Source organism: Thiomicrorhabdus sp. (genome assembly GCF_963662555.1).
In the GTDB taxonomy this organism is placed as follows: Bacteria; Pseudomonadota; Gammaproteobacteria; order Thiomicrospirales; family Thiomicrospiraceae; genus Thiomicrorhabdus.
Genome location: NZ_OY759719.1, coordinates 1,158,478 through 1,175,396, shown reverse-complemented (window position 1 = coordinate 1,175,396; position 16,919 = coordinate 1,158,478). Strand labels below are relative to the sequence as shown.

Sequence of the window (16,919 nt, the reverse complement as noted above, 5' to 3'; positions counted from 1 at the left end):
CAAGGTTCTTGGTGTAGCGAACGTTTAAAAAACGCTGCTGTTAGAGCGTAGCTTGCGAAGCGAGTTCAGCGTTTTCAGTGAGCAAGCCTAGAACTTGCCAATATATGGAGCGGGGTGCCCTTTTTCTGGTTACTCTTTTTAGGCAAGTAAAAAGAGTAACGGGAAGCCCTTAATTGAAATTGAAGATATATACATTTCTAAAAGGGCTTCTCAACCACTAAGAAAAGCATTCCACTTTTAAACAAATCATTCAAAATCATACTTTTGTTTAAACCCACAACCATCTTTAACCTTTGGAAACCAATCGGGAGCGGTATAAAACTTTTCATTAACAGGCTTAAGCACTTTCTCACGATATAAATCATAATTAAACTCTTCACCCACAAACCAATAATAGGTGGTTGAATCATCGATTTTTAGCGGTGTAATGCTAAAACGCTTAAAAAACTTCTCTACTTGATTTAAGTCTTTATCTTGGGTAATTAAAATTTGCAGATTCTTACCGTTTAAGGCTTTAAAATTCGTTAACTTATCGTCTTCTCTGCCATATTTTGACGTACTGGCAAACACATGAATATTATCATTACCACAGTGATATGAAAGCGTAGATTGACTGCTATAACCTAAGGTAAAAAAGCTTGGCGACGTTTGTACTTTTGCGATTTTTTCACACACATTTTGCGGTTGAACGTAGACCGCTAAATGATGTTTTTGGGTTGGTTTAATCAATTGATTAACCAGTGATAACGCCACTAATATAACTACGGCAACCAACACTGAAAAATAGCCATTAATAACAAACAGTTTTTGTAACTGTTGCACAGTTAAGGTTCTGTATAAAACATACAGAGCCGTGACCGAAATTAACGGCCAATGCAAACCAACCTGATTGGTAAAACTGACTACCAGCAACACCAACAATAAAGGTAAAGCCGCAAAAACTACCAGCTGATTGGGATTAACAAATTGGCTTGCTGTTAGCTCTGCTTGCGATTCTAATTTTGGCTGTGATTGCATTTTTCTATTTTTAAACCAATACCACATCCCTACTGGCGATAATAAAAGCACAATCATCAATAAATAACTTATCACGTTACCGATTTCAAAATGACTCGCTTCAGTGCGTGAAAAGAAATTAAACAGAATATTGTTCCAGCAATGAGTGGCATTAAAATAGAGGTTTTCAGCCACAGCCAATAACACAATAAATACCATCACTAACAACTGTTTAAAGTTGATCTGTTTCCACTGCCACAAGGCATAAAGAATTAGACCAATCAGCATAAACGCGGCAAAGTATTTAGATAAAAATGCCATACCAAGTAGCAAACCAGCCAATAGAACATCGACCCACTTTTGATTCTGTAACGCTTTGGCAAAGAAATATAAACCAAGCATAGAAAAAAGCACCAAAACGGTATCGTTGGCAGTGACCACAAACATTAATGAAATGGGAGATACAAAAAATGCCAGTGCGACCCATAAAGCGGTATTTTCTGATGTGTCCTTAGCCAGCTTAATTAGCTTGTAAATTAAATACGCCAAGATAATCGCGGAAACAAAAGCAAATGCTCGATACCAAACCAAACTGTCGCTAATTTGACCTAATAAATAAAGCACCCAACCAACGGCAGGAGGATGATCGTAATACCCTAAAGCGAGATGTTGCCCCCAAGTAATAAAGTAAGCTTCATCACCCGTTAACGGCACCATAAAAATCAATACAACCTTGAGAAGAACAAAGGCGGTAACTAGCCATTTTTGATGTGTCGTTAACTCTGAGAAAAAAGTAGAGAATGCATGATAAGTATTGTTAGCATTGTTAACATGATGATTTTTAGACATATAAATTTACTGAGCCGTGCCAATTAAAAACGTAAATAACGTATAGGCAACCAGGCCGCCCACAATAATGCCTGCCAAAATCTCAACCCGAGTATGCCCCATTCTTTCACGCAATGGCTTTTCAGTTGAGTTGGTTTTATTTAAAAGATTAATCGCTTTGGCGTGTTTACCTACTTGCTGACGCAAGCTATTAGCATCTAACAACACAATGAATGCTAAAGTGATTGCCACACCAAACGCTGGAGAGGCCATACCTTCTTTAAAGGCGATTAAAAACACCATGCTACTGACAATGGCACTGTGGTTACTTGGTAGGCCACCATAACCAATTAATCCAAATGCCAGCTGTTTGGCTTTAATTGAGTTAACAATAAATTTGGTTATACCTGCAACCAACCAAGCCGCAAACGGGGTAATTAAATAAATATAGTCCTGTAATGCATATTCTTGTAGGGCATAACCTTGTAATACAGACATTATTGACCACCTGCGGGCCATAAAGCCCAAATACAAACACCAATCCAACCCACAACGGTCATTAATAGCTGTTTATCGGCAAACAAAGCATCGGTAGGCGATTCACCTTCATCTAATACTTCACTGACATACCAATAACGATATAAACCAAATAAGACAAATGGTATGGTTATTACCATTTCAGGGCGAGCATTCATGACAAATAAACTGTAAAACATTAGTGCACCGGTTGCCGCCATTTCTGCATAACGGTCCATTAAACTCACGGTATATTTTTGTAAAACTGCACGGCCTTCTTGGTCGGTTAAAAGTAATTCTTGACGACGTTTAATGGCGGCTAAATACAAAGCCAAACATAATGTGGTCACAAACATCCATGAAGAAAGCGGCACAGAAATGGCCACCGCACCCGCATAAACTCGCAAAACAAAACCAATGGCAATGGTAAAAATATCCAAAACGGGTTGATGTTTTAAATAAAAACTATAAGCGACATTCAACAGCAAATAAGCCACAATCACGGCCATTACCATTGGCTGAAACACAAAACCAATCAACAAAATGGCATATAAACCAATTAACAACGCTTTTGCTTGAGATGGCGTGACTTGCCCAGATGCTAAAGGGCGTTTTTTAGACTTAATCGGGTGTTTTCTATCTTGTTCAATATCTTGTAAATCATTAACCACATAGGTTGCAGAGGCGGCCAAGCTAAATAAAGCAAAGGCAATTAAAGTCTGAGAAATTGCGACAACATCAAAAAATAGACCGGTAAACATAAGTGGGGCAAATACAAAAATGTTTTTAGTCCACTGTTTAGGCCTCATGAGTTTTAACAAACCAAGTAATACCGATTTATTACCGTTTGTAGAAGTGTTAGAATTCATGAATGCTTTTACCGCCTGTAACTATGATTGCTGCAAATACTGTGGTGTTTGATTTGTTATGACAATATTTTAACTTACGAAAATATTTTGATTTAAGGGTTTAACCACTAACCATGTCTAAAAAATCGTTTATTACCAGGCCTCTTAAAGTGTTTAAAACACCCGTTTCAAACGCCCCTTATAACCCGCTATTCAAAAGCCAAAGTACTCAATAAATGAAGATTGCCATAATGTACACGATTTTTGCGGTAATCTCCACCATCGCAAACATCGGCAGCCAAACCCTTTCCTTTAGAATCTATCAGGGAAATTATGATTTATGGCTCGCCATTTTTATAGGAACCGCTGTGGGTTTAGTGGTCAAATATTTCTTAGATAAACGCTATATTTTTAAATATCAAACCACTTGCATTAAACACGGCTCAAAAACCTTTTATTTGTATACTTTGATGGGGATTTTCACCACTGTCATTTTTTGGGGATTTGAATATGCGTTTAATTCTATCTACCAAACTGCAGAAATGCGTTATTTAGGTGGTGTGATTGGTTTGGCAATTGGCTATTTTATAAAATACCAATTAGATAAACGCTATGTCTTTAAGTAGGAGAAACTGGTGAAGATTGCAGGATGGGGACGATATCCCAAGATTGAAAGTGAATGTCTTTATCCAAATTTACCGGGCCTGGTAAATCCTATCGTGAGTAAAATGTTTGCTAATCAAACACAGTCTTCTATTCAATCGCATAAAGACGATTCTCATCCTCAACCAACTGGGCACCCAGAGTTTATTGCCCGCGGAATGGGTAGAAGCTATGGCGACAGCAGTTTGGCCAAACATACTTTACACACCACAAAACTAGACCACTTTTTAACCTTTGACGAACAAACTGGCGTATTAACGTGTGAAGCTGGAATGAGTTTTGCAGAAATCTTGCGAATCTTTATTCCGCAAGGTTGGTTTTTACCGGTGACACCAGGCACTCAATTTATAACTGTGGGTGGTGCCATTGCCAGCGATGTTCACGGTAAAAATCACCACCTAGACGGAAGCTTCTCACAACATGTTTTAAGTTTTACATTATGTTTAGCCAATGGCGAAAACGTAGAGTGTTCACTTAACCAAAACCGCGAGCTATTTTTAGCCACATGTGGAGGTATGGGGTTAACTGGTGTGATTCTTTTTGCCACCTTTAAACTCATTCCCATCAAAAGTGCCTTTATTGAAGAAACCACTTATAAAACGGCTAACTTGGCAGAAACCTTGGCCAAATTTGAAGAACACGATTCAGCTACCTATTCTGTTGCATGGATTGATTGTTTAGCCAAAGGTAATCAACTGGGACGGTCACTTCTTATGTTGGGTGAACATGCTACAAAGTCAGCACAAACACCTCTCACGGTTGCTAAACCGAGCAAACTCAATATGCCTTTGGACTTACCTAGTTTTACACTAAACAGCTTAAGTGTTAAAGCCTTTAACACCTTATATTACGGCAAAGTCTTTAATCAACATAGCCAACGCATAGCTCATTACGCCCCCTACTTTTATCCATTAGACAGTATTCAAAACTGGAACCGTATGTATGGTAAAAATGGTTTTGTGCAATATCAGTTTGTTATTCCAAAATCTGCAGGCCTGGTCGGTTTAAGTCAAATTTTAAGCATGATTGCCGACTCTAAACGTGGATCATTTTTGGCGGTCTTAAAAGTATTTGGTCAAGGTAATGACAACTATCTAAGCTTTCCAGAAGAGGGTTACACCTTAGCACTAGATTTTAAAATGGATAGCTCACTTTTGGCCTTTTTAGATCGCTTAGATGAAGTGGTGCTATCTTATGGCGGCAAGCTGTACTTAACCAAAGATGCCCGCATGTCTGAACAGACATTTAAACAAAGTTACCCACAATGGGAGACGTTTCAAGAAATTAGACACAAATATAACGCACATAAAGTCTTTAATTCATTACAATCTATTCGCCTTGGTTTATAGGATTAGATTCATGGGATTAGATTCATGAGTTTAAATTCATAAGCTTAGATTTATAGATTTTATCGGTAAATAGTTCAAGAAACGCCATTAGGAAAAAACATGCCACAAAACATTGTCATTATTGGAGCCACATCGGCCATTGCTCAAGCCACATTAAAAATGTACGCCGAACAAAATAACAATTTATTTTTAGTGGCTCGTAATGTGGAACAACTTGAAACTATTTCTAGCGATGCCAAAATTCGTGGTGCGAATCAAGTGGAATCTTATGCTTTAGATCTTACCGATATAGAACAACACTCTGCTCTAATTGACAACGTGTATCAAACCTACCCAAAGATTGATGTATTGCTTATTGCTCACGGCACTTTGCCAGACCAACAGGCCTGCCAAAATAGTGTTGAATTAACGCTCAAAGAGATTCAAATTAATGCCTTAAGTACTCTCTCTTTACTGACTTTATTTGCCAATAAATTTGAAACCCAAAACTCGGGTTCCATTGCGGTTATTAGTAGTGTTGCGGGTGATCGTGGTCGTCAATCAAACTATGTTTATGGTGCGGCTAAATCAATGGTATCCACCTTTTTACAAGGTTTACGTAATCGTTTAAATGACAGTAATGTGCAGGTATTAGATATTAAACCAGGGTTTGTAGACACCCCGATGACAGCAGAGTTTAAAAAAGGGGCTTTGTGGGCTCAACCAGAACAGATTGCTAGCAGCATTATTAAAGCGATTAACAGCGGTAAAAACACACTTTACACGCCATGGTTTTGGTGGGGAATTATGTTCATCATTCGCTCTATTCCAGAGTTTATTTTTAAAAAGCTAAAACTTTAAATTTCTATTTAATCGAATATCCTTAAGATAATTAACATTATGCCTAACAATCAACACGCATCATTAAGCCCACAAAAAGCCAGTATTTTGCTGGTTGCTTTTATGACTTTACTCCACCTCTTTTTGGCTTTTAATGTTGAGTTGGGTGGTGATGAAGCACATTATGCTTTATATGGTTTAATGCCGGATTGGAGTTATTTTGACCACCCGCCAATGATTGGTTGGCTACAAATCATACCGATGTGGTTAGCCCCCTATGATTGGAGTGCTCGACTTGTACCGATTGCCTTATATGCGGTTTTAAACTATCTGTTGTACCAAATTACCGTGACTTTTTTTGCTGAGAATTTAACCGAAAATACGACTGCAAAAAAACAAACCGCTTGGAAAGGTTTTGCGAGTTTAGTGGTATTAAACACCAGTATTATCTTGTCATTAATGGGTATGGCCATGTTGCCAGACAATCCATTAATGGTCTCTGTTTTGGCGTTGGTTTTAGTCACTCACAAGTTATTACAAACTAATCAAACTAAATATTGGCTGTTGTTAGGATTATTTGTCGGTTTAGCCGCCCTATCAAAATACACGGCGGTAACCGTAATTGCCTCTTTGATTTTGATTTTATTGATAGAACGAAAATGGCAGTGGTTAACCTCAAAGGGTCTTTGGCTTGCCATCATTATTGCGTTGGTTTTAATTGCCCCAATCCTTTATTGGAATGCAATCCATGATTGGGCTTCTTTTATTTACCAAATTGATCATGGTACAAAACACAGTGAATGGCGAGTTTCTCGCCTGCTTCAAACCCAAGCAATTCAATTTGTTTCTTATACGCCATTTTTGTTTATTTTTGGTTGGTGGATGATGTTAAAACCAAGCAATTATGCAGACAAAAACAGCCGTTTATTACTGCTATTTTCTCTACCTATTACGCTTTTATTTGCTTGGGGTTCAGGCTATGAAAAAAGCCTGCCGCACTGGGTGTCTTTAGCGTGGGTTTTATTGATTCCGATCATTGTTAACTTTTTATGGCAAATTCGTTTTAAAGGTTGGGTAAAAATCGTAACAGGCCTGCATATTGTTTTAATGGGGTCTTTGGTGTTGGTTGCTCATAGCTTATTGTTTAGCCCGTGGATTAATTTTCCTGACTATAAAAATCCGTTACAAGGGGATTACGGTTGGCCAAAGGCTTCACAAACCGCGATTGAGCTACAAAAAGAACTTGGTAAAACGCCAGAAGAACTGCCGTTATTTGTCTCTAACTGGAGTTATGCCAGTCATTTAGCTTGGTATAGTCGCCCACAACCGGTTTACATTACCAGTGGAAAACAAACCCAATTTGAGTTTTGGTTTGGCAAACCTAAAGCCGGTATGAATGGTTTATTGGTGTCGCCACATTATGAAAAGAATCCACCTATAACAGGCACGGCAAATCATTTTGAGAGCTGTACACCACTCAAAAAATTAAATGAACCTTCGCAAGGACCAATCATTGTGACGTATTACTATTATTTGTGTAATAACTTTATACCTCAAATAAAGTAGTGACTAGATAAATAGGCAATTTACCAGGCCTGGTAAATTTAAAATAGGCTTTATAATCAAACCTAAACGGAACTTTACAAAACAAAGACACTTTATGTCAGCAACATTGTCACTCTCATCATTTATGGCGGTTTTACGTTGGCCATTTACTAAGCCCGTAAAAGTGGCTCAACAAATTATTCATCAACCGAGTAAGGCATTTCCAGTGGTGGATTTTTTGAAAGGTTTGAGTGTATTGATGGTGATTTTATTTCATATCTTTTTTGCGGTTTTTTTTCTGTTTAAAAAAGACCCTGTCAAACTTCAACAATTTGTAGACAGCATTCCGGCTTGGTTGAGCTTTGTATTAAGTTTTGATAAAGCCGTTGATATCTTTTTTATGCTCAGTGCCTTCTTACTGAGCTACGCCCTACTAAAAGTTTATGACAAACAACGTTTTATTCATATTCGTCGCTTCTATTTGCACCGTTTTTTTAGGATTTACCCTGTATTTTTAGTCGCTTTATTACTTTATGGACTAGCTGACATACACAAGTTAATAACAGACGGCTGGTATAGTCTGCTTTTTATAGAAAACATCTTTAGTAAAGGCATTATTCCCGTGCAGTGGAGCTTGTCTATTGAGATGCAGTTTTATTTAATTTTGCCCTTTTTATTGCTGTTCTTAGCAAAAAGCTCACGCCCTATCATGTGGATTATTATTTTAATCGCGGCCTCTATTGGCCTACGCTTTTGGGTAGCCTTACAACATCCTGTTATTTACCAAACGCACTGGTATCAATTTTTTGATAGTGCTAGCGGTAAAGTCTATATGGACAATATGTACTATGTTATTCAAAGCCGAATCACACCGCTATTTTTAGGCATTTTATGGGCCTTACTTTATTGGCGTTATCCTTTAGCCAAAATTAATCTTAGCAAGAGCAGTGTAGCAATACTTTGGGCATTGGGACTTACCGTAATTTACATGACGATGCGTTTTCCAATTTATTATCCAGACTCTTACTACTTTGAACATTTTAATGAAACCCTAAATCTGTTGGTGGTAACTCTGCACCGTATTGTGTTTAGTATGGCAATTCTAGGCTTGGTTCTGTTGGCACACTATCAAGTGAAACAAGAAAATCCTTTATCACTATTTCAAAAGATTAAAAAGTCGGTTGTTGAATGGAAAGGCTGGCGTTTATTATCTGAAGTAGCTTATCCAATGTACTTTTTTCATTTTCCGTTTATTGTGCTCGCGTGGGTAATTGTTTTAGGTACGATTGATGTGCAAAGTATTCAACAAGTTTCACTGTATAAAATTCCTTTTGCGTACGTTTTGGCAGTATTAATGACGTTATATTTTTCTCTTTTACTGCATTTCTGGGTGGAAGCTCGTTTTATCAAATACGGAAAACAGATTGAAACCAAGTGGTTTGGCGGGCATAATGCCACCACAAATAAGCGTTAATTAAACCTTTAAATATACATTCATTTATAAAATAGAGTCGAAATCATGATATCGATTATTGTTCCTACTTATCAAGAAGTAGAAAACCTAGCCCCACTTAGCGAGATGATTCACTCTGCTCTTAATGAGGCGGGAGAACACACTTATGAAATCATCATTATGGATGATAATTCACAAGATGGCTCTATTGAAAAAGTGGCTGAGCTTGAAAAACAGTACCCAATTCGCATAGTGACTCGTACCGAAAACCGTGGTTTATCACCCGCTGTTATTGACGGATTTGGTGAGGCCAAAGGTGATTTTGTGGTGGTTATGGATGCCGATTTATCGCACCCAGCTTCTGCTATTCCTAAAATGGTAACGCAACTGCGTAATCGAGAAAGCGACTTTGTTTTAGGTTCTCGTTACGTTGAAGGGGGCAGCATTGATGATAGTTGGACATTGTGGCGATATATTAATTCTGTGGTTGCCACAATCCCCGCTTTGCCAATTACCCGCGTAAAAGACCCAATGTCAGGTTTTTTTGCCGTTCGTAAGGCAGATATCCCAAATGAACACAATCTCTCGCCTATTGGCTATAAAATCGCTTTAGAGGTAATGGTTAAAGGTGACTTTCCTGTTGTATCAGAAGTGCCTATCCATTTTGTAGATCGTGTACATGGTGAATCTAAGCTAACCTTTAAAGAACAACTTAAATATTTACGCCATTTACGCCGCTTGTATCAATATAAGTTTCAAACCAAAGCGGAATTTTTTCAGTTTGCAATCGTAGGCGGAAGTGGATTTATTGTTGATTTGGCGGTGTACTTATTACTGCAAATGTTTGGAGCATCACATACTTTAGCTAGAGCCATCTCTTTTTGGCCAGCAGTAACATGGAATTGGATGCTTAACCGCGTTATTACCTTTAGCCACCGTGAAAAAACCAAAAAATCAACACAATGGGGAGCCTTTGCCAGTAGCTCCTTAATTGGTTTTACGGTTAACTATGGAACCTACTATACCCTAACCAAATATGTACCTTTCTTTGAAGAACATATGATTGCGGCATTAATTATTGGGGTCATTATGGGGATGGGCTTTAACTTCTCAATCTCAAACTTATTTATCTTTAAAAAGTTAAGAGAAGAAGTGGATCACGAAAAACAGCAAGAACAACCTAATAATCGATAAACAACCAGTAACTAACAGCAGATAGGATTACATTAAGGTTTTCTAAAAGCTAATTGCTGGTTTTGGATAGATTCAAACGCATCCAGCAAAGGCTGAAATTTAGTTGGATTGTTTTCTAGCTGAGCGAGAAGTTCATAAATCGCTTCTATTGTGGCCAAAGATTGTTGGTCTTTTTGCTTTCTAATCTTGTATTGGGACTCATTCAAGGGGTTAAGCTCAATCCGATCTAATTGTCTTAAAGCAGAATTGAGTTGCATCATTTTATAGGTTTTTCGCCAGGTCCCATCCAATACCAATATCTTAATACCTTGTTTACTCATCGCTGATTGAGTGAGTTCTTTAATTGAATAAGAATAATAAGCCTCTGTTTGATTTTCAATATCAGGGTAAAGCAAATAGACTTTTTCATCTTGATCTAACCAATTTACCAGGCCTGGTAAATCATCTAAAGACTCGCCAACCCAATACGAAACCTTGCATAAAGACAGTTGAGCAATAATCGCCGTACCTTTAATTTGTTTCACCTCAGATGGGTGCTGTAATATACCTATTTCAATATTGTTATTTATTGGTTTAATAAAGCCACAAATGCACACCTTATCGGGTCGCAGGCAATATTGACAAACGTTTCTAGACATAAGACAAAGACATAATCCAATTAGATGACAAAAACAAGCAACCTAACGCTCACATTTAGTATGGCAAAAGAAAATGAGTTTTATGAAATAAAGCATTTTCTTAAACGTAACAAGACCTACTCTGCTAACCGAGATGATTTAATTTATCTTGTACGTTCAAATAACGCCCTAGTTGCTACCGCTAGGCTTCTCAATATTGAAGGTTCTGATTGTGCTTTATGGTTAAGAGGTTTATTTGTAGCGGAAGAGTTTAGGCATAATAAGATTGCTTCTCAGTTGTTAGAACATATACATACAGACTTATTCATTAACCAAAAAACAGACTGTATTTTTGCCTTTGCTGAAGTACATTTAAATCATTTTTACTTACAGAATCAATACCAAATCATTGAACCTGACTTGCTTCCAATCTCTTTAAAACAAAGATTTATAAATGCACAACAACAAGGTAAAAAATGGCTTTGTTTAATGAAACCACTTTAAAAATTAAACATACAAAATGAATTTACCAGGCCTGGTAATTTAATTTGATTCTTCCGATGTAAGTGATGGCGAAAGATCTGCTTCTTTTAACAAATGACCTGGAATCTCTTTTTTGGTTTTACCTGCCAAAGATTTTAGCATTTCAGCCTGTCTAACCAAATTACCATTACCCGATATCATCTGTTTATGTGATTGTTGATAGGTCTGCTGAGCAGTTTGCAACTGTTTACCCACTTTTTCAAAGCTCTCTACAAAACCAACAAACTTATCATGCACCTCAGCGGCACGCTTAATCAGTTTTACCGTATTTTCACTTTGGCGTTCATATCGCCACAGTTGTTCAATGGTTTTAAGCGTAGTAAATAAAGTGGTTGGTGTTACTACCGCAACACGTTTTTCAAAAGCATCTTCAAATACACCACTGTCTGCCTCAATCGCCATTAGATAGGCTCCTTCAACAGGTATAAACATCAAAACAAAGTCTGGTGCATTTAGTTGCTCCAAATGGTCATAGCGCTTTTCTGCAAGAGCGGCAATATGTCGCTGCAAACTACTTAAATGTGCCTTAGTTGCAATAGCCTGACTTGCTTTATCATCTGCGTTTAACGCTTGTTCGTAATGTAATAGAGAAACTTTAGAATCTATAATGACATGCTTATCATCAGGCATATTAATAATAACGTCTGGTCTAAGACGCTTACCTTTTTCATCAGTAAAACTTTTTTCACGTTCAAACTCAACACCTTCAGTAAGCCCAGAACGTTCTAATAGACGCTCTAAAATTAATTCCCCCCAATTACCTTGAGTTTTACTGTCACCTTTTAAAGCATGTGTTAAGTTTTGGGCTTCTTGAGTCATTTGGGAATTAAGAGAGTGAAGTTGTTTAAGCTGTTCCGTTAGGCTGGCTCGGCCCTCTAAATCTTCTTTATGAACCAACTCAACACGACTCTTAAAGGCATCTAAAGCACCTTGCATAGGTTTCAAGACCGCTTCAATGGTAGATTGACTGCTTTGTGTAAATTGAGCCTGCTTTTGGTCAAAAATTTGATTGGCTAATACTTTAAATTCATCTGATAATTGTTTCTTGGCAGACTCTAATAAAGCAATCTTTTCTGAAGCAACTTCCTGCTCTTTCTCTAAGGCAATCGCCAGCTCAGCAGATTGTGTTTCACTAAGCGTAAGGCGATCTCTAAGCTTATCTAAGTCGGCCTCTTTTTTAGAAAGCTGTTCATTTAGATACGTTTGTTGTTTTTGAAGCTGGTCAGATTGGCCTTTAATTTCTTGCAACCCATCGAGTTGAATTCGATAAGAGTCGAGTGTTTTCTCTAACTCAAGTTTATGAGATTCAGCAGTTTGAAGTTGGTACTGACTGGATTGTAATTCAGACTCTATTTGGCTTTGAGTCATTGTCAGGTTAGATAAGGCTTTATTTTTAAGATAAATAGATCGCCATTGCAGCAATATAATTAAGACGCTTACCATTCCGACGATAAGCGATATAGTGAAGAGATCAATAATCATTCGTTTGGTTTTAAATCAATAGGGTCTGCTGTAAGAATCTTGACTTCATCCAGTCTCTTTTTAACGGCTTTTTGCTCTGTTTTTGGCAATGCGTTCTTGCGTGCCGCAGCATCCAATTTATAAGTATCGATTAATTTATTTTTGTGCGTTAACAAAGTTGTACCAACAGGCACAATTTTAGTTTTACCGTTCACGGTAATAGGTACACCATTTGTATTTGTACCACGTTCATCTAACTGAATATATTTTGAAGGTGATTTATTGTATTTGCCATTTACACGAATAATAGTAGAACCATCTGGCCGAACAATAACAGCCGAAATAGCCACTTTAGGTGGAATATAAATTCGTTTTTTCTTTGGCTTACCATCACCTACCTTAGCAATTAGTTTTTCAGGTTCTTTTGCTGGTGGATTTAAATAAGCTTCTCTTTGTTTGTCTATTCTTTGTCTCTCTTCTTGAGTCAAAAACAATTTCTGAAACAACGGAGTAACCTGGTTATTTTTTACCTTAAATCTTTCGATATTCGAATCTGCCTTATCCGTTTCAGCCAAGCTTACCTGAGAGACAGATATCCCAAAAACCAAGGTACATAAAACTGGTATAGTGAACTTTACTTTTTTCATAACTTTTACCTTATGCTCTCAGTTTTAAAGTGGTTTTTTAGTTTCTGTTTGATGAGTATGGAATACAATCAAAGAACAAGTTGCGTCAATGTTTCCACTAGTTAAATTAAAGTTAGCATTGACCTCATAACTACTATCTTTAAGTTTTAGATCACAATCATGAACTAAATATAATGGTGAAATATTTTGACTTATGCTTTCAAATATACGTACTAAATCTTCTTCATGTTGAAGAGACATTTTTAACTTAACGTCACTGTAAAAGAACATACCATTTGGGATTTTAATTTTACTAAATTGCCCACTACTTAAAGGTTTTTCTGGCGAAAATGAGAAACTTAAATCTGGAACAATATATTCATCTTTTAATTTAATTAATGAGTCTGTCCAAAAAACACGATCCTGCTGTTTAACTAAACCTTTTTTAACTAACTCTTGGTATTTTTCACCATACTCTTGATACAACCTTACCTGCTGTTGTAAAAACTTAACTTGGCTTCTCAATGAGTTGAGTTTTTGAACTTTTGGTCTTTCTTGCGCGGCTAATTCTTTTTGTAATTCACCATAACCATACCAAGCTAATCCAAGTAAAACTGAAAGAATTAGTAGTATGATTACCAACTTTTTAAAAAATCGTTGGACAAGTGGATCCCTTATTGTATTACTTAGGTTCAGCATCTTTCACTCTCAACGTTACAGTAAATGGTAAAGCTTGAACGTTACTCATTTTGGAATTAATGTTTAATGTTTGACTCAATTGGCGATTTAAAGGCTCTTTTTGAAGCTGTACCATTTCAACACCGTCAATAGTCTTGAGCTCATTAACAAAAGCATCAACCCACATAACAGGGTCATGATATGTTTCATAAAATGGAAATACCCATGCTTTAATTTCAATCTGATTTTTACGGCTATCAAAACGATCCAGCCCTTTCCATTCAATATCAGAAAGTTGTATATTTTTATGATGTGCAAAAGCCTGACTCAAAGCATTTATATCAAAACTAATTAAGCGATTTACTTTTAGTTTAAGTATGGCTTCAGAAAACTCAACAGAAGCTTTAATTTGTTGTGCATCATCCTGAAGTTTTACAACTTCTTGCAGACGCTTTTTTTCTGACTCATGTTGCTCAATCTTCTGTTCAAGTAGTGCTTGTTTTTGAAAACTAACCAAAGTATCGATACCTGTAATTAACACATAATACAGGCCTATTAAAAATACAAAAATATTAAGAGCAATAAATACTTTTTGGCCGGCGACAAAGCCATTTATTTTGCTTACATAATCATTACTGTAAAAAGTTTTTGGTCTGTCACTAAGAACAAAATCTACCGTAGCTTCTCTTGAATAGCAGGGTAATTCTGCTTGTCCACAGTTAGTTCCGTTGGGCGTTATTTTTCTGAAGTTTGCCGTACCAACAAAATACTCACCCTCTTCCCAAGTTGCTCTAATTAAACCTTCTTCTTGGCATTTGGCTAAGATACCATCAAGCATCTCTTGATCACCATCCAAAAAGACGTAACTAATCGGGCTGTTGAACGGAACGATCTTTTGGTTGTAAACATAGGTGATTGCTAGCTTTGTTTCATCAATAAGTGCTTGACGAATACTATCAATCTTTTCAAAGGATTTATCTATTTCAACCAAACGACTTAAACGTAACTCACCGTTGTAGAAGAAAGTTTGTCTATATGTATTATGAGACTGGTGAGTAACTAATAAAAAAGGTTTATTTAAATCTTGTCGTTTAAGCTTTAAGAAAGGACGAACTTTTTTACGAAAATATTCTTCAAGCAAAAAGGCTTTTGAATGGATTGCTTTTAAAATAATTTGAGCTTCTTCTAGGCTCTGCAAAAAACTACTTAAATTGAAAGAATCTGTGACCGTTGCGGCAAGAATCAATTCCTCTTTTCTGCCATCAGCACTAGTTTGAACATTACCTGTCCATCTAACTTCGGAAAGTGCTATGTTTTCTTGATGCAATCTCTGTTTACGACGATCTGCAATACCCGACTTTTCCCAAGGATGAACTTTGGGAGCCCATTCAAAATACAAATCTTCATCGATCAGATCAAGAATGACATCCGCTTCAGCTTTATCTGGCATAGTAGATAGATAGGCATCAATAAGAGCAACATCGTTCCATTCAAACGACTCATAGGCTTTTGAACCATATTTAGCACTATTGTATGCCGTTAATCCACTATCTGTAATATAAAAAACGTATCTCATTCTTACTGCACCTGTGAAATCGTGTCATATATAGGACCTAAAACAGCAATCATTACCCATCCTACAATAAACCCCATTACTACCGTTAAAATTGGTTCAATGGTCGGTTCTATTTTCTCTATAAGCTCTTTTGCTTCTCTATCATAAAAATAACTAACATTCCTTAAAGAGGTATCCATGCCACCACTTAATTCACCAACTTTAATCATTCTCACTGCCATAGAAGGAAATACCGATGCCTCATCAAAAGATTCATAAATTGGCTTTCCTTCCTTTATCATTCGCGTCGCATGAAGGATATTACCTTCTAAATATTTATTACCTGCTATGACACTTGCCATTTGTAAGCTGTCTGGAAAACTTACCCCGGCACCGTACATAACAGCCAAAGAATTAGCAATACGAGCTAGTTTTAACTTATATAAAACAGGCCCAACAATCCATAAATGTAAGGTCATTTCATCCGTTTTAACTTTGAAATCTGGAGACTGCTTTCTCCAAAACTTAAGAATGACAACGATTAAAATAGGGATAATAAATATCTCCAAAATATAATTCTGTATAAAATCCGAAGTTAAAATTAACGACTTGGTTGCAAAACCAAGCTCTCCACCCATTGATGTAATAAACCCAAGTAGTTCAGGTACTACAAATAACATCATTAGAATAACTACACCAATAACAACTGTTGCAACAATTGCTGGATATATCATAACTTTCTTAGCTTTAGAGACTAATTCGTCTTCCCACTTAAGCATGTTGGCCAAATCCAACAAAATATCTTCTAATTGCCCTGTTTTTTCACCAACAGACACTAAAGAGATATAAACTTCGCCAAAATCATTTTCAAAGTTTTGCAATGATTCTGAGAATGTAGCGCCGCCTTCCATGGACTCGTACACGTTAGCAAGCATTTCTTTTACAGCATCACTTTCAAAATTGTCCTTCAAGTCATTAATAATTTCTAAAAGTGGTACACCGGCTCTAAGAAGTTGCTCTAACTGAAAAGTAACCCCAATAACATCTTTTCTTGTTATTTTTTGTTTGCCTAATAATGAAAAAGAACCTGATTGCTTTTTGTAAGTAAGTAAATCAATATTTGATTTTAATAATTTCTGTTCTAGCTCTTGCTCGTTAGCAGCAGGTAGGACTCCATTCACACGTTTACCGTATTTATTGATTCCTGTGTAATTATAATTTTCCATTT

General features: G+C 36.8%; 16 protein-coding genes. 7 read left to right on the top strand and 9 right to left on the bottom strand.

Annotated elements, in window-relative coordinates:
- Nucleotides 1–246: 246 nt before the first annotated feature.
- From ACORJQ_RS05030 to ACORJQ_RS05020, 3 genes are read right to left on the bottom strand one after another with little or no spacing between them, the layout of a single operon-like run.
- Complete coding sequence (locus tag ACORJQ_RS05030) at nt 247–1,845, bottom strand: ArnT family glycosyltransferase (RefSeq protein ID WP_321326558.1); 1,599 nt, start codon at nt 1,843–1,845, stop codon at nt 247–249.
- Nucleotides 1,846–1,851: 6 nt separating this feature from the next.
- Complete coding sequence (locus ACORJQ_RS05025) at nt 1,852–2,322, bottom strand: divergent PAP2 family protein (RefSeq protein WP_321326556.1); 471 nt, start codon at nt 2,320–2,322, stop codon at nt 1,852–1,854.
- Nucleotides 2,322–3,209, bottom strand: a complete 888-nt coding sequence (locus tag ACORJQ_RS05020) for a decaprenyl-phosphate phosphoribosyltransferase (protein ID WP_321326554.1) — start codon at nt 3,207–3,209, stop codon at nt 2,322–2,324. Before ACORJQ_RS05020 ends, ACORJQ_RS05025 begins: the two co-directional genes overlap by 1 nt.
- A gap of 215 nt (nt 3,210–3,424) precedes the next feature.
- On the opposite strand from ACORJQ_RS05020, the gene ACORJQ_RS05015 reads away from it, so the two are divergent.
- The 6 genes from ACORJQ_RS05015 to ACORJQ_RS04990 all read left to right on the top strand — a co-directional run bounded on the left by ACORJQ_RS05015 (nt 3,425) and on the right by ACORJQ_RS04990 (nt 10,211).
- Complete coding sequence (locus tag ACORJQ_RS05015; protein WP_321326552.1) at nt 3,425–3,814, top strand: GtrA family protein; 390 nt, start codon at nt 3,425–3,427, stop codon at nt 3,812–3,814.
- A gap of 9 nt (nt 3,815–3,823) precedes the next feature.
- Nucleotides 3,824–5,200, top strand: a complete 1,377-nt coding sequence (locus ACORJQ_RS05010) for an FAD-binding oxidoreductase (protein ID WP_321326550.1) — start codon at nt 3,824–3,826, stop codon at nt 5,198–5,200.
- 99 nt (nt 5,201–5,299) lie between these two features.
- A complete protein-coding gene (locus ACORJQ_RS05005; RefSeq protein ID WP_321326545.1) occupies nt 5,300–6,040 on the top strand; it encodes an SDR family oxidoreductase in 741 nt (246 codons plus the stop codon).
- A gap of 39 nt (nt 6,041–6,079) precedes the next feature.
- Nucleotides 6,080–7,585: an ArnT family glycosyltransferase gene (locus ACORJQ_RS05000; protein ID WP_321326540.1), complete on the top strand. Its 1,506-nt coding sequence runs from the start codon at nt 6,080–6,082 to the stop codon at nt 7,583–7,585.
- Between the two features lie 94 nt (nt 7,586–7,679).
- Nucleotides 7,680–9,038, top strand: a complete 1,359-nt coding sequence (locus tag ACORJQ_RS04995; protein ID WP_321326538.1) for an acyltransferase family protein — start codon at nt 7,680–7,682, stop codon at nt 9,036–9,038.
- Nucleotides 9,039–9,083: 45 nt separating this feature from the next.
- Nucleotides 9,084–10,211, top strand: a complete 1,128-nt coding sequence (locus tag ACORJQ_RS04990) for a glycosyltransferase (protein ID WP_321326536.1) — start codon at nt 9,084–9,086, stop codon at nt 10,209–10,211.
- A gap of 32 nt (nt 10,212–10,243) precedes the next feature.
- Here ACORJQ_RS04990 and ACORJQ_RS04985 read toward each other — a convergent pair whose 3' ends face one another.
- Nucleotides 10,244–10,849: a tRNA-uridine aminocarboxypropyltransferase gene (locus ACORJQ_RS04985; RefSeq protein WP_321326534.1), complete on the bottom strand. Its 606-nt coding sequence runs from the start codon at nt 10,847–10,849 to the stop codon at nt 10,244–10,246.
- A gap of 24 nt (nt 10,850–10,873) precedes the next feature.
- Between ACORJQ_RS04985 and ACORJQ_RS04980 the strand changes: the two genes are divergently transcribed.
- Nucleotides 10,874–11,332 carry a GNAT family N-acetyltransferase gene (locus ACORJQ_RS04980; RefSeq protein ID WP_321326532.1) on the top strand — a complete coding sequence of 153 codons (459 nt, stop codon included), beginning with the start codon at nt 10,874–10,876 and terminating at the stop codon, nt 11,330–11,332.
- 39 nt (nt 11,333–11,371) lie between these two features.
- Here ACORJQ_RS04980 and rmuC read toward each other — a convergent pair whose 3' ends face one another.
- Genes rmuC through ACORJQ_RS04955 form a run of 5 tightly spaced genes read right to left on the bottom strand, consistent with a single transcriptional unit; the run spans nt 11,372 to nt 16,917 of the window.
- Nucleotides 11,372–12,853, bottom strand: a complete 1,482-nt coding sequence (gene rmuC, locus ACORJQ_RS04975; protein WP_321326530.1) for a DNA recombination protein RmuC — start codon at nt 12,851–12,853, stop codon at nt 11,372–11,374.
- Complete coding sequence (locus tag ACORJQ_RS04970) at nt 12,850–13,479, bottom strand: hypothetical protein (RefSeq protein ID WP_321326529.1); 630 nt, start codon at nt 13,477–13,479, stop codon at nt 12,850–12,852. The genes rmuC and ACORJQ_RS04970 overlap by 4 nt, the downstream gene beginning before the upstream one ends.
- Before the next feature lie 24 nt (nt 13,480–13,503).
- Complete coding sequence (locus ACORJQ_RS04965; RefSeq protein WP_321326527.1) at nt 13,504–14,157, bottom strand: hypothetical protein; 654 nt, start codon at nt 14,155–14,157, stop codon at nt 13,504–13,506.
- Nucleotides 14,141–15,712, bottom strand: coding sequence for a hypothetical protein (locus ACORJQ_RS04960; RefSeq protein ID WP_321326525.1), 1,572 nt, complete (start codon nt 15,710–15,712; stop codon nt 14,141–14,143). Before ACORJQ_RS04960 ends, ACORJQ_RS04965 begins: the two co-directional genes overlap by 17 nt.
- Nucleotides 15,713–15,714: 2 nt before the next feature.
- Nucleotides 15,715–16,917 (bottom strand): type II secretion system F family protein, encoded by a 1,203-nt coding sequence (locus ACORJQ_RS04955; protein ID WP_321326523.1) that lies wholly within the window; start codon nt 16,915–16,917, stop codon nt 15,715–15,717.
- Nucleotides 16,918–16,919: the final 2 nt, after the last annotated feature.